This window comes from Micromonospora sp. RHAY321 (genome assembly GCF_023896955.1).
Taxonomy (GTDB): Bacteria; Actinomycetota; Actinomycetes; order Mycobacteriales; family Micromonosporaceae; genus Micromonospora.
The window spans coordinates 1-12,448 of sequence record NZ_JAMHIW010000009.1; the positions used below are offsets into that span (position 1 = coordinate 1).

13 protein-coding genes are annotated in these 12,448 nt (G+C 66.9%); 6 read left to right on the forward strand and 7 right to left on the reverse strand.

Annotated elements, in window-relative coordinates:
• Positions 1 to 1,309: heavy metal translocating P-type ATPase (locus M8C17_RS19745; protein ID WP_252417990.1), on the forward strand; the 1,309-nt coding region annotated here is incomplete at its 5' end.
• 286 nt (positions 1,310 to 1,595) lie between these two features.
• On the opposite strand, the gene M8C17_RS19750 is transcribed toward M8C17_RS19745, so the two are convergent.
• The 4 genes from M8C17_RS19750 to M8C17_RS19765 form a co-directional block, all read right to left on the reverse strand.
• On the reverse strand, positions 1,596 to 2,162 hold the full coding sequence (locus tag M8C17_RS19750; RefSeq protein WP_252417991.1) for a DUF305 domain-containing protein: 567 nt from the start codon (positions 2,160 to 2,162) through the stop codon (positions 1,596 to 1,598).
• A 341-nt stretch (positions 2,163 to 2,503) separates the two neighbouring features.
• Positions 2,504 to 3,472, reverse strand: coding sequence for a C40 family peptidase (locus M8C17_RS19755; RefSeq protein ID WP_252417992.1), 969 nt, complete (start codon positions 3,470 to 3,472; stop codon positions 2,504 to 2,506).
• 415 nt (positions 3,473 to 3,887) lie between these two features.
• On the reverse strand, positions 3,888 to 4,265 hold the full coding sequence (locus tag M8C17_RS19760; protein WP_252417993.1) for a hypothetical protein: 378 nt from the start codon (positions 4,263 to 4,265) through the stop codon (positions 3,888 to 3,890).
• Between the two features lie 119 nt (positions 4,266 to 4,384).
• Positions 4,385 to 4,648, reverse strand: a complete 264-nt coding sequence (locus M8C17_RS19765) for a hypothetical protein (protein ID WP_252417994.1) — start codon at positions 4,646 to 4,648, stop codon at positions 4,385 to 4,387.
• Between the two features lie 112 nt (positions 4,649 to 4,760).
• Between M8C17_RS19765 and M8C17_RS19770 the strand changes: the two genes are divergently transcribed.
• Complete coding sequence (locus tag M8C17_RS19770) at positions 4,761 to 5,324, forward strand: TetR/AcrR family transcriptional regulator (protein ID WP_252417995.1); 564 nt, start codon at positions 4,761 to 4,763, stop codon at positions 5,322 to 5,324.
• A gap of 197 nt (positions 5,325 to 5,521) precedes the next feature.
• Positions 5,522 to 5,764 carry a hypothetical protein gene (locus M8C17_RS19775; protein ID WP_252417996.1) on the forward strand — a complete coding sequence of 81 codons (243 nt, stop codon included), beginning with the start codon at positions 5,522 to 5,524 and terminating at the stop codon, positions 5,762 to 5,764.
• Positions 5,765 to 5,943: 179 nt separating this feature from the next.
• Here M8C17_RS19775 and M8C17_RS19780 read toward each other — a convergent pair whose 3' ends face one another.
• Both M8C17_RS19780 and M8C17_RS19785 read right to left on the reverse strand, forming a co-directional pair.
• On the reverse strand, positions 5,944 to 6,153 hold the full coding sequence (locus tag M8C17_RS19780) for a heavy metal-associated domain-containing protein (RefSeq protein ID WP_252417997.1): 210 nt from the start codon (positions 6,151 to 6,153) through the stop codon (positions 5,944 to 5,946).
• Positions 6,154 to 6,475: 322 nt separating this feature from the next.
• Positions 6,476 to 7,867, reverse strand: a complete 1,392-nt coding sequence (locus M8C17_RS19785) for an MFS transporter (protein ID WP_252417998.1) — start codon at positions 7,865 to 7,867, stop codon at positions 6,476 to 6,478.
• Positions 7,868 to 8,012: 145 nt separating this feature from the next.
• Here M8C17_RS19785 and M8C17_RS19790 point away from each other — a divergent pair, with 145 nt between their 5' ends.
• Together M8C17_RS19790 and M8C17_RS19795 are read left to right on the forward strand one after the other, a co-directional pair.
• Positions 8,013 to 8,549 carry a TetR/AcrR family transcriptional regulator gene (locus M8C17_RS19790; protein ID WP_252417999.1) on the forward strand — a complete coding sequence of 179 codons (537 nt, stop codon included), beginning with the start codon at positions 8,013 to 8,015 and terminating at the stop codon, positions 8,547 to 8,549.
• A gap of 540 nt (positions 8,550 to 9,089) precedes the next feature.
• Positions 9,090 to 9,620: a hypothetical protein gene (locus tag M8C17_RS19795; protein WP_252418000.1), complete on the forward strand. Its 531-nt coding sequence runs from the start codon at positions 9,090 to 9,092 to the stop codon at positions 9,618 to 9,620.
• A gap of 115 nt (positions 9,621 to 9,735) precedes the next feature.
• Here M8C17_RS19795 and M8C17_RS19800 read toward each other — a convergent pair whose 3' ends face one another.
• Positions 9,736 to 10,368 carry a hypothetical protein gene (locus M8C17_RS19800; protein ID WP_252418001.1) on the reverse strand — a complete coding sequence of 211 codons (633 nt, stop codon included), beginning with the start codon at positions 10,366 to 10,368 and terminating at the stop codon, positions 9,736 to 9,738.
• A 1,418-nt stretch (positions 10,369 to 11,786) separates the two neighbouring features.
• Here M8C17_RS19800 and M8C17_RS19805 point away from each other — a divergent pair.
• Positions 11,787 to 12,359, forward strand: coding sequence for a hypothetical protein (locus M8C17_RS19805; RefSeq protein ID WP_252418002.1), 573 nt, complete (start codon positions 11,787 to 11,789; stop codon positions 12,357 to 12,359).
• Positions 12,360 to 12,448: the final 89 nt, after the last annotated feature.

The following is a 12,448-nucleotide window of genomic DNA, read 5'->3' on the forward strand; positions in this document are numbered from 1 at the left end:
CGTCAACGCCGGCGGCCGACTCGTCGTCACCGCCACCCGCGTCGGCGGAGACACCCAGCTCGCCCAGATGGCCAAGCTCGTCGAGCAGGCCCAAACCGGCAAGGCAGCCGTGCAGCGCCTCGCCGACCGGATCTCCGGCGTATTCGTGCCGATTGTCATCGCGCTCGCCGTGGGCACCCTCGGATTCTGGATCGGCAACGACGGTGGCGTCACCGCCGCGTTCACCGCCGCCGTGGCGGTACTGATCATCGCCTGCCCCTGCGCGCTCGGCCTGGCCACCCCGACTGCGCTGCTCGTCGGCACGGGCCGGGGCGCCCAACTCGGCATCCTCATCAAGGGACCGGAGATGCTGGAATCGACCCGGCGGGTGGACACCGTGGTGCTGGACAAGACCGGCACGGTCACCACCGGGAAGATGACCCTGGTCGACGTGGTCCCCGCCGACGGGCAGGACGCTGACGAACTACTGCGCCTCGCTGGCGCGCTGGAGGCCGCAAGCGAGCACCCGATCGCCCAGGCGGTCGCCGCTGGCGCCGCCAAGGCCGGCGCGCTAGCGCCGGTGGAAGGCTTCGCCAACGCCGAAGGGCTCGGCGTGAGTGGCGCCGTTGACGGTCGCGAGGTACTGGTCGGTCGGCTTCGGCTGCTGCGCGAGCGCGGCCTGGACGTACCGCCCGAGGTCGAGCAGGCCGCGGCCGACGCGCAGACGGCAGGTCACACAGCGGTTCTGGCAGGCTGGGGTGGTCGGGCCCGAGGGGTGCTGGTGGTCGCCGATGTGGTCCGGCCAACCAGTCGAGCCGCGATCGGCCAGCTCCGGTCACTGGGGCTGACCCCGGTGCTGCTCACCGGCGACAACACCGCCGTCGCCCGAACCGTCGCGGCGGAGGTCGGCATCGATGAGGTGATCGCTGAGGTCATGCCGGCTGACAAGGTCGACGTGGTCAAGCGGCTGCAAGCCGACGGCAAGGTTGTCGCGATGGTCGGTGACGGAGTCAATGACGCCGCCGCGCTGGCCCAGGCCGATCTGGGACTGGCCATGGGCACCGGCACCGACGTGGCGATCGAGGCATCGGATCTGACCCTGGTCCGCGGTGACCTGACGGCCGCCGTGGACGCCATCCGGCTCTCCCGCCGAACCCTGCGCATCATCAAGAGCAACCTGTTCTGGGCCTTCGCCTACAACGTGGCCGCTCTGCCGCTGGCCGCGGCCGGTCTGCTCAACCCGATGATCGCTGGCGCGGCGATGGCCTTCTCGTCGGTGTTCGTGGTGGCCAACAGCCTCCGGCTGCGCCGCTTCCAACCCGTCAGCTAGGACATCGCACATGAGGCGCAGCTGCTTGGCACTGTGCCCGAGATCAGCAGGTCGAGCTGCCCCAGGACCAGGGCGGCGTCGGCCCGACCGATCCTGGCGTCCCAGGAGCCACGACCCGGACCCGCTCCGTTGGTGACCGGAACACGGATACGGCCGATGTGGCAACACGCCACATCGGCCGTATCCGTACCCGGGGTGGGTCGCCACTCGAAGCGGGCCTTCCCGCCGTGTGCGCCCGAGAAGGACGATCTCTGTTCAGCTCATCCAATCAGGGCGCCGGCGGCACCTACCGGAGCTGATCGCGCAGATTGTTCATCTCGGACACGTCCTGCAGCTGCTCATCATGGATCTTCTTTGCCAGCTCCGCCGCCTGGCCGGTACCGGTGGCCGACTCCATGTCCGCCATCATGATCGCCGACATGTGGTGACTGCTGAACATGTCCAGCCACGCGAGGTCGAACTCGCGGCCGGACAGCGACTGCAGTTGGCTCATCTCCTGTTCATTGAACCGTGACAGCGGCGGCTCCGGCGGCTGCGCGCTCATGTTGGCACCCTGGGCGACCTGCCGAAGCTGGGGGAGTTCGGCCTGCTGATTCCGCTGGGAGCGTTCGGCGACCGCCTTCACTCCCGGAGTTGATGCCTTATCTATCGCCAGCTGCGCGAGTTCGATGCCCTCTTCGTGGTGGGACACCATCATGGCGGCGAACATGGCCGATCCGTGGGTTGATCCTGATGGCGACGGGCTAGCCGGACTGGGCGCCGCGAAGGCTGCCACGTTGCCACTGCCGCCGACCGCGATGGCCAGTGCGATCAACGCGCCTGCTCCGATGACCCGGAAACGTCGTCTGCTCATGTCGTGCCTCCACACTGACCCCGAAGGGCCTTGATGAGGATCCGATAGCGCGAGCGGTGGCCACGCACATCGGCGAAATCTGGGCGGCAGCGCATACCCCTGCAGCCGCTGCACTAACGCCGACCTCTCCGCCGGCCAGCGTCGGGCAGGGGTCACCTTGGCCGCAGGTCTCCATCGGAGCTGAACAAGCCCTGGCGACGCTCGCCGGAAAGCAATCAACGCTCGCGACGCGTGCTCGCCGCAGCTGTGATCCTGTGCCGTCCAGCAGCCGTCCTGATGCTCAGCCCGCGTGCCGCGCCGTTGACGCCGTGTGGACCGGCTTGGAGGATGCCCGCCTTCGCTCAGGGTCGACGCGCACCCATGTACGGCATGGTGTCCAGACGCGCCATCTTCACCGGCACCCCGGCACGAGAGGCGTGGACGATAAGACCATTGCCCACGTACATGCCGACGTGATGCAGGTCGCTGTAGAAGAAGACCAGGTCGCCGGAGCGCAGGTCGGCCCGGGCGACAGGGGTTCCCTGGCGCCACTGGGCACCGGTGAAGTGGGTCAGCGACACTCCTGCTGCCTTCCACGCGTACTGCGTCAGCCCGGAGCAGTCAAAGGAGTCCGGCCCATCTGAACCCCACACATACGGCTTGCCGATCTGGGCGCACGCCACCTTCACCGCTGTCCCGGCGGCACCGCCGGGGTTGACCGCTGGGCAGGAGCCAATCCGCAGCGACGCCGTCGACGCGCTTGATCCGCCGCCGCTCCGCGACCGCAAAGTCTCGAGCCGGTCGACTTCGGCCTGGATCACCTTGCGGCGTCCTGCGAGTTCGGCGTCCAGCCGCTTCTGCTTCGCGACCAGCGCTTCGACGCTCGCGCGCTGACGCATCAGGTCGTCGCGGGCTGCCACCACCCCGGCGATTGCCCGGTTGTTGGACCGCGAGACGTAGTCGAGCATCGCTAACCGATCCGACATCGACTGCGGGTCGCCCGTCGCCAGGACGGCGTTGATGTAGGAGGCAGGGCCCAGCCGATACTGCCGCGCCGCCAACCCGTTCACCTGCCCCTGAGACAGTTCAACCCGTAGTTGCAGGGGCGCGATCTTCTTCTGCAGCGCCGCGGACTTGGCTTTGTTGGACTGCAGCTCCGCATGGATCCCGTTGTACTGCTCGATGACCGGTTCGAGTTTCTCCCACGCCGCATCGAGCTGCCGCTCAATCTCCGCCGCTGACGGCTCGGCTCTCGCTGGCACCGCGACGCTCACCCCGCCTGCCACGCTGATCAACGCGACCATGACCGCACCGACCAGCAGGCGGTTCATGCGTGACCTCACCACTGCACACCCTCTCGGCCGAGCGGATTCGGCTGACACGTCGTCGGGCACGTTGAGCGGCCATCCCCACACGGCGGTATTTCCACGCCTGAAGTGCGGGCCGGCCGATCACACCGGAGGTTACACAGGCACCGTCGAGCCGTCTACTACCGGCTGTTAGTAGTCGGCGGAAGCGGGTAGGCATGGGGGCCAGCGGCTGACGTGAAAGCGAGGACCCAGTGATATCGACGCGTCGAGCATCGACGGCGAACTCACCCACGTTGATCCGGATCAGCTATCCGTCGAATGACGTGCGCACCTACCGCGGGCTGGCACGCCAGGCGCGAGGCTAGGCGCCTAGTGATGACACCGCGACACGATGCTCGACTGGCTGAGCGGCACTGCGACGCCGACGCAAGGGTGGTCATGGATGCGCCTTGCGGTGTCCGTAGCTGGTGAGCCCTCGGGGCTTGACCACGGACAGGACCAATGCCGTGAGCAGGAGGGCCACTGCTGCGCCGGCGTGCAAGACGGGGGAGGGGCTGCGCATAAGATTGAGATCTGCTGGGCTGGTCGCGTTGCGGGCTAGCGTCGCCAGATACCCCAGGGTCTGCATGTACAGCAGGAGCACGCCGACCGCGACAAGGTTCATCGCCAGCTTTGTGAGGACCCAATAGTGCCGGAACAACCCCCACCTGCTGCCCAGGGACTGGACGAGGCCGGTAAGCAAGGACGCGAGGCTCAACGGGATGAGGGCGTACCAGCCGACGACCTCGAGAACAAGGTAGGCCCCGCGCGTCATCGCAGCGTCACTAGCGAGCCACCCCGCCATGGCGAGAACCAAAGACGTCACAACCGCGCCTAGCCAGCCGACTGAACACCCGATGTGCATCACCAATGCGACCTTGCGACCACGCGGACTCAAGCGCACGACCGGCACGCCCCGCGCCCGCTGTCCACGCCCAGGGTCACAACCGGAGAGGCGCCGACAGCGGCGGCCGCACCGTGCATGTGCCGGCCGGGCCCGTGGCCGGCGAGCAGCATCGCGATCACCAGCAACAGCAGTGCTGCCCCGACCACCGCCAGCACCTTGAACCAGCGCGGGGCCCGACCAGTCGCCGTCGCGCGAGCATCGGCCGAGGCCTTCACCGGACGAGTGGTCGAACTCTGACCGTCGCTGTTCACCGTTTGATCATCCATGGAGCATCTGCCTCTCAAGCGCCTATCGGTTTTTCGAGACAGAGTGTCGCACCTTGAGTCATGGTGACGCCAGGGGGCCACCACGTATGATTTCTTCGTGCCCAGGCTCTGGACGACCACGATCGAGGAACACCGCCGGACCGTGCAGGCCGCCGTCCTCGACGCGACCGCCGACCTCGTAGCACAGCACGGACTGACGTCGGTGACGATGTCGCAGATCGCCAAAGCCACCGGGATCGGGCGGGCGACGCTCTACAAGTACTTCCCCGACGTCGAAGCCATCATGATCACGTGGCATGAACGGCAGATCGGGCACCATCTCGACCACCTCGCCGCCATCGGATCGAAGGATGGCGGCCCGGAGCAACGGCTCCACGCCGTGCTGAATGCCTACGCGGCCATCCAGCATGGGCACCGCGGCCATCCGCTCGCGTCGCTGCTGCATCGAGGCCCTCATCTGCTCCAGGCACGTCGCCAACTGCGCGACTTCTTCGCCGAACTGCTGTCCGAGGCCGCGGCAGACGGACACGTCCGCGACGACATCGCGCCGAGCGAACTCGCGGACTACTGCCTGCATGCCCTAGACGCCGCGACCGAGCTATCGACCGAAGCCGCTGTCAACCGGCTTGTCGTCGTCACGGTCGCAGGGCTACGCCCCTAGGATCTGCGTCGAAACCGGTCGAAGCCGAGGCGGTGGTGGATGGAGGCATGGCCGGCGACATGCCCCCGTTGCTGCCCGCGAGGCCGCCCGCCTGGCGTGTGACGCTTGGACGTCACGTTCGACTACGGTGCCTTTTTCTGTGGGCTTGGGGCGCGATCCCCGCTCATGGTGGCCGTTCCTGCCGCAGAGTCGTGGGCATGGCACGCCCGGAAGGACTGGGCCTCTCGGCACGCCTGGCCACCGGGCTGCGGGCGTGGTCGGACTGGAAGGCCCTACACAGCGAGTACGGCGGTGGTCGGGTCGCCACCGACGAGCAGTACCGGGAGTGGATCGGCCAAGGCCGGAAGCTGGCTCGGCGACTGTCGGAGGAGACCGGTGCGACGGTCGCCTACCCGGGGGATCGCGGCGAAGCCAATCCCGACTTCCCGCACTGCGGCTAGGCGGAGTCGGATACCGCCATTCGTTTGATAACGGCGGAGTGGAGCGTCGCCCTGGTAGTGCGCGGCCGTTTGTCGAACGGGTTAGCGACCGCACTTCAGCCCCCGGTCCAGGCCGGGCCGAGCTGTCCAGGTGGGACAGCGGGGCGCAGAAAGGCCCGGCCTGGACTTCCGCGCTTTCGTCAGGCGGGGACCGCCTCGTAACCGGCTTCCTGGATCGCCCTCACGATGATGGCGTCGTCGATGTTCACGTCTGACGTCACCGTCACCTGACCGGTGGCAGAGTCCGCCTCGACGCTGGCGATGCCCTCTACCGCACCGACTCCGGCCTTTACCTTGTTCGCGCAGCCGTTACAGGTCATTCCGTTGACCTTGTAGGTCTTGGCACCCACGACCATCCCCTTTCTCCTATACCCCTACAGGGTATGCACTTGCTCGGACCCTACGTCACAGGAGTGGGACCGGACAACCCCAACCCCCTACGGGTATTCACGCCTCCACGGCATGCTTCGTCGGCTCACACACCCCAGCCAGGTCCTGGCTCGGGTGCCTCAGAGCCTTCCGGCGCACACAACGGGGCCTGTCGCAGAGGCGTCCTGATGCGGCGATGTCGCTTGTCCGGCGGAGGCTGCTTGCCGGCCGGCGCAATCAGCGCCTGCCCTTGCCGAACGTGTCGCCGGTGGAGTCCCACCCGACCGGCGACACGTTCAGGGGTCAGTTACTGGAGTGTGGTCTGGGCGTGATGATGAAGGCCAGGCCAGCGGCGGCGGCCGCGATGATGGCGCCGGTGGTGAAACCACGGGAGAACCCTTCAGTGCTGGTCCCGGCGATACTCGCCGCGGCCATGCTCGACACGACAGCGGCGCCGAGCGATGCCCCGAACTCGTGGAACGTGCTGACAATTCCAGACGCCAGCCCGGCCTCTCGTGGATCGATCTGCGCTAGAGCGGTGGCGGATGCGACGACGAAGACGGCCCCGGTGCCGGCGGCGGCAAGGCTGACGCCGGAAACCATGGCCACGGTCCCGCCCCATAGCGCGGGGATCACGAAGCCCGCCGCGGCGAGGAGAAGTCCCAGCACGGCGAGGGTGCGCGGGCCCGTACGACCAATGACGCGGCCCGCTGCGTTGGCTCCGAGCATGGTCGCGAGCGCTACCGGGAGAAAGAGCAACCCGGTCTGCAGGGCGCCGTAGCCGCGGTAATCCTGAAGGTAAAACGACCCGAGGAAGAAGACAGTGATCATCAGGGCAGTGGCCACCAGGATCAGCAGAGTCCCGGTCGCCACCGGTCGGCGCAGCAGCAGTCCCAAATCCATGAGCGGGCTCGCCGCGAGGCGCTGACGGACAACGAAACCACCGTAGAGAACCACCGCCGCTGCAAGGAGCGCCGCGGTCGTCGGAGTACCCCAGCCCTGGTCTCCAGCCCTAATCAGGGCGTAGATCAGAGCTCCGGTGGCAGCGGTCACCAGCGCCGCTCCCGGTACATCGAGCCGACCCGACGCGCCAGTGCTCTGCTGGGGCGGGAGTTGTACTCGCAGGATGAGCAGCAGGACGAGTCCCACCGGGACGTTGATGAAGAACACCCACGGCCAGCCCGGTCCGGCGGTCAATAGGCCACCGAGAAGGACCCCCAGGGCTGCCCCGCTGCCACCCAGCGCAGACCAGATCCCGAGGGCCTTGTTGCGTTCGTCGCCCTCGAAAATCGTGACGACCAGAGAGAGCGCGGCGGGGGACAGGATCGCCGCAGCAACGCCTTGGGCGATGCGACCGCCCAGCAGCATGGGGCCGTTGGTTGCCAGTCCAGCGAGCAGGGACGCGGCCGTGAACAGAAGGAGCCCCACGATGACAAGGCGTCGGGCTCCGAACAGGTCTGCGGCGCGGCCCCCGAGTAGCAGCAGGCCACCGAAGGCGAGGGTGTAGCCGCTCACCACCCAGGTGAGGGTTTCCCGCTCGAGGCCGAGGTCGGCACCCACGTGGGGAAGGGCGATCGCGACGACTGTGACATCCAGGATCAACATCAATTGGGCGACGCCGACGAGTCCCAGGATCTTCCAGCGGTGTGGGTTGGGTCCGCGTGTCGGACTCGTCGGGGCCATGGTTTCGGCCATGACTATCCGCCTCCTTCAGGTAAGTTGAACAGTGCTGTTCGAGTTGCAGTGGGTACCATAACTCATACAGTGGTGTTCAACTTGGAGGAGTTGCATGTCCCACTCGGGAACCAGCCAGGCCCGCAGAGCCGACGCTCGGCAGAACGTGGAGAAGATCCTGGACGCCGCGATCACCAGCCTCAGTCGAAACGCCGACGCGAGCGTGAGCGAGATCGCCCAGGCCGCAGGAGTGGGTCGAGTCACCCTCTACGGGCACTTCCCGACTCGGGACGCCCTCATCGAGGCTGCGCTGGTACGAGTCATATCCGAGGGGGAGGCGGTCCTGGCGAAGCTGGATCTCTCAGGCGACCCTCGACGGGCATTACGCGTCCTGATCGAATCAAGCTGGCTACTGATCGCCCGGGCGAGCGCCGTCCTTGCAGCGGCGCAGACGGCGCTCCCTCCCGGACGGGTACACCAACTTCACGCCGAACCGGCCCAGCGCGTCGACGAACTGATCCGTCGCGGCCAAGCCGAGGGAGCCTTTCGAGACGACCATCCGGTGACCTGGCTGACCAGCGTCCTGCACCACTTGTTGAAGGGTGCGGCGGTGGACGTAGCCAACGGGCTCCTAGCGCAGGCGGACGCGCCACGTCTCATCGCCGAGACCGTCCTGGCCGCCTACACGCGTGCCGACACATAGCAGGATTGCGCCAGCGCAGGCTGCTTCACCCACCTGAATCCGGGGAGCAGGCTGAGGGCAGCAGAGTGGGGGCCTAGGGGAGTCGTTCCAGGGAGACACCATAGACACTGGATCTCCTCCGCCGACACCCCGTAGCGCCGGCCGATCTCCGTTACGTCCTGGCCCTCACCGTATGCAGCAATGATCTCGCCCGCGCCTTCCTCTGCTGTTGGTTCGATGGCCTCCGGAGACATGTCCAGCACCGTAGTGTCGTCCACAACGGACCCACGTCCCCCACTTGGCCGACCTCGGACCCCAACGAGACGTCCGCCCACTCGCCCATCGGCCCGCACGCGGAACCCCTCAACTCGGCTCCCTAACTCCCAGCCTCAGAGACGGAATCGACGATGGCCCGGTCCTGACCAGCCACGATCAGGCCGCACCGGCATCCGGCAATTCGGCCCAGATCCGGCCGTTTCCGCCGGTCATGTCAGCCACACGACACCCGTCCGCCCTCGGGGCCTTCCCGCCACGGCCCGAGCGGGGTGCATCATCGTTCGGATGCGCACCCGCCTCAGCATCGTCGCCCTGGCCACTGCCGTCACCCTGACCGCTATCGGCTGCGGCAGCGATATCAACAGCAGTCCCTCCGTCACCGCCACCACCGCTGTCGCCGCCCCGACAGCCGCCCCGACGCCAGCCGCTCCGCATGATGCCAAGACCGTCCTCGCTGCGCTCACCGCCGCGAAGGTGGGTCTTAGCGGCGGTGCCGTGCAATCCGAAGACACCGACCCGAACGACCTCCTCGGCCGCCCCAACGGCTACCTATCCCGGGCCTCAGCGGACATGCCCGGCGGGGACCGCGACGGCGATAAGTACGGCATCGAACGGGGCCTCGTGATCGAGGTGTTCCCGACCGCGGCCGACGCCGACCGGCGGTCCAAGTTCATCCAGGACACGCTCAAAAGCATGCAGATCCTCGGCACCGAGTATCACTATCGGGCCGGCGGGGGTGCGGTGCTGGTGCGGGTGTCGGGGAAGGTAAAGCCGTCGGTTGCGAAAAAGGTGCAGGCAGCCGTCGCCACACTGTGACCGGCGGACCCGCTGCGCGGCCTCGTTCAACAGGGTGAGGGCGGCCCGTGCACACTTGGCGAATGGACAACGGCCCCGTCCTCTGACTTGTGGGCGGGGCCGTTTACTCGTGTCGTCAGTCCTCGAAGGCACCCGGCGACGCGTACGCGACGCAGGAGGCCGGCTTGCCGGTCATGAGGAGGTCTATCTCGGCAACTGCCTTGCCTGAGGGCGGGATCAACTCGGGGTAGGTGAAGGAACCCCCGCTGATCTTCTTTGCGGCGTCGTAGCAGACGACGTCTACCTTAGGGCTCTTGAGCGGCTCCGTCTTCGGGTTGGTCACCTCGACCTTGGCTGTGAATCCGTCTCCGTACTCCGACTTCGCCACCTTGACAGGGCCAGTCTTGATCTCCGGGAAAGGCTCGGAGGAAAAGGTGCTCTTGTCCTCAACGAGCAGCGTCGCCTCGACCTTGGCCGCCTTCTTGCCCTTGGGCATTTCCACCTGGGTCTGGACCGGGAACTTCTGTCCGGCCCGAGAGAAGTGCTCGACCTGTGACTCGCTCGCGAGTAGTTCGCCGTTAGCGTCCTTGACGTTGAACTGCACGGTCACGGACTGCCCAACTTTGTCCGAGGTGTTCTGCACGATGGCGATGAGCGACACGTAGATGTCCCTCTGACCGAAGCCGGTCTCCAAGAGCGAGCCAATCGGCTTCTCCTCGGCCGCGGCTGCGGTGCTGTTGGTCCCACCCGTCGAAGAGCCCTGCTCCACCTTGTCAGCCTCACCGCAGGCTGCGAGGGACAGTACAGAGCACGCAACGAGAGCGGCGATCCGAATATTAATCAAGCTGGTCCCCGTTCAGGAGTTGTTAGGCCCGGGAGACGATAACGCAGCTTACCGACACGAAGGCCAACTATCCGGTGTGCGCTGTCGCACGAACGGCTGCATCGGTCGCGCCCTTCGTCAGAGCAATTGGTCGAGCGGATGCAATTGACCAACTGGCCGCTGGCATACGGCAGCCAGTTCAACCCAGATTTCTTGGCCACCGCCGTGAGCAACCTGGACTTGCTGCCGCAGGCCTCGCTGCGAGTCACCCCTGCCGTCAGCCCTGAAGGTGCAAGTTCAGCGTTACGGCTGTGATGAGGGATGATGTCGATCCGCCATGATGAGCGACGGCGGGTAATGGAGGGTGGTCCGGCCCCTGCGGCCTGACCAGGTCGAGGTCGAGAGCGTCAGAGCGGCGCCCGCATCTCCGGATGGATCGCACCAGACCGGATGTGCGACGCGGCCCTGGGGTACCGAGGGGTACGGTCATCCGATGGCGCATGTGCCTTCCCTGCCGCGGCGGGAGCGGCAAGTGTTGGCCGCGCTGTCCGCGGTGGCCGGGCGCTACGGCACGGCATGGGTCGGCACGCCCCCCGCGCCGAGGCGATCGCCGCAGTGCACGAGGTGACCACAAACCCGTGGCTGCTGCACGTTCAGCCGAATCGGTAACCGGACCCGTTCTTCCTTCCGCTGCTCGTGAAGGAGGCGGGTCTCCTGGCCGACGCAGGCGAGCAGCGGCGGCGGGCCGAGTCAGCCGCCGTGCCCTCCGGTCCCACGCATGCTGCGGATCCGCCATCCGGGACGCGAGACACCGTGGCCCGACTTGCCGAGCGGACCCCGCCAAGCAACTGGGTGCAGGCCACGAGGGACAGAGACCGCCCGCACCTACTGACGACGGTGGCGTCCCAGCGGACGACCGCCGATCGCTCACGCTCGTGAGTCACGCCGTGCCACACGACGGGAGGACGGAAGGCGACGTGCCCTCGAAAACCGCGGCCGCTGTGGCCTACTGGTACCGGCGGATCCCGATCTGCATCCGGCGGAGATCGCCGCGAATCGGCCGATCCGAACGCGCCGTACGCCGGCATTGGCCGCCGCCCACAGACACCGCCACGCCTCCCGTCAACGGGCCGCACCCTCGCCACGTCGCTGACGGCCTGCGCCGTGGACGCCCCGGTCTGACAACCTATCCGGCCCTTCCATCGAAGGGACCGACTTTCACGTCTCGCGGCCACTCCGGCCACATCTCCGCTTACTTCTGACCACCCGTACGGCCGCTAGTTCTTGCTCCAGCGTTGATCTAGATTGCAGTCCTCATGCCTGCCTCGAAAGGTGAGAAGGCATCGACATTCAGAGGAACCGAAATGGCACAGCCTTCCACCCCGCCCGTACCGCAGCCGCCGCCCAACCAACCGCCGTCCGGTGACCAACCCGTCGCGGCCCTGGCTGCGCCCACCGCAGCACGACCAGTCCGTGAATGGATTGTGTTGGGAGCCGGTATTGCGGCCGTCATCGGCTCATTCATGCCGTGGGGCAAAGTGAGCGCACCAATTCTTGGCACGGTCACCGTGTCGGGTGTCGACGGACCGGACGGTTGGATCACGGCGGGTCTCGGCCTGGTGCTGGTCGTCTACGCCGGCATGAGCCTGCGCGGCCAGCGCACACCCATGGCCGTGCCCGTCCTTGCCGTTCTCGCTGCTCTCGGGCTGCTTGGTCTAGGCGTATGGAAGATCGTTGACCTGCAGGCGACTGAGGCGGATATGCGAGCGGAAATGTCCGGGGAGGACGATGTCCTGGGCATCGGAAAGGCGATGAGCGCGGCCGTACAGGTGAGCGTCGGGTCCGGGCTCTGGTTGCTGACCTTCGCTGGGTTGGCGGGCTCGGTCACCATGGTTCTCATCATGGTCAGCCGGTATCGCGCCCGCGACAGCAGCTGATGTCGCTGGCGCCGAAAGCGAGTTCGGCAGCAGTCCCTCTTCACGACTATGGATCGTGTTGCGTGTTGGCCTTGCGGGAGTCCTGTCCC

Bases quoted from the DNA above. Each gene is read 5' to 3' on its own strand.
- M8C17_RS19805 (WP_252418002.1), top strand. From the start codon at position 11,787: ATGGCACAGCCTTCCACCCCGCCCGTACCGCAGCCGCCGCCCAACCAA.
- M8C17_RS19750 (WP_252417991.1), bottom strand. From the start codon at position 2,162: ATGAGCAGACGACGTTTCCGGGTCATCGGAGCAGGCGCGTTGATCGCA.
- M8C17_RS19755 (WP_252417992.1), bottom strand. From the start codon at position 3,472: ATGAACCGCCTGCTGGTCGGTGCGGTCATGGTCGCGTTGATCAGCGTG.
- M8C17_RS19760 (WP_252417993.1), bottom strand. From the start codon at position 4,265: ATGACGCGCGGGGCCTACCTTGTTCTCGAGGTCGTCGGCTGGTACGCC.
- M8C17_RS19775 (WP_252417996.1), top strand. From the start codon at position 5,522: ATGGCACGCCCGGAAGGACTGGGCCTCTCGGCACGCCTGGCCACCGGG.
- M8C17_RS19785 (WP_252417998.1), bottom strand. From the start codon at position 7,867: ATGGCCGAAACCATGGCCCCGACGAGTCCGACACGCGGACCCAACCCA.
- M8C17_RS19795 (WP_252418000.1), top strand. From the start codon at position 9,090: ATGCGCACCCGCCTCAGCATCGTCGCCCTGGCCACTGCCGTCACCCTG.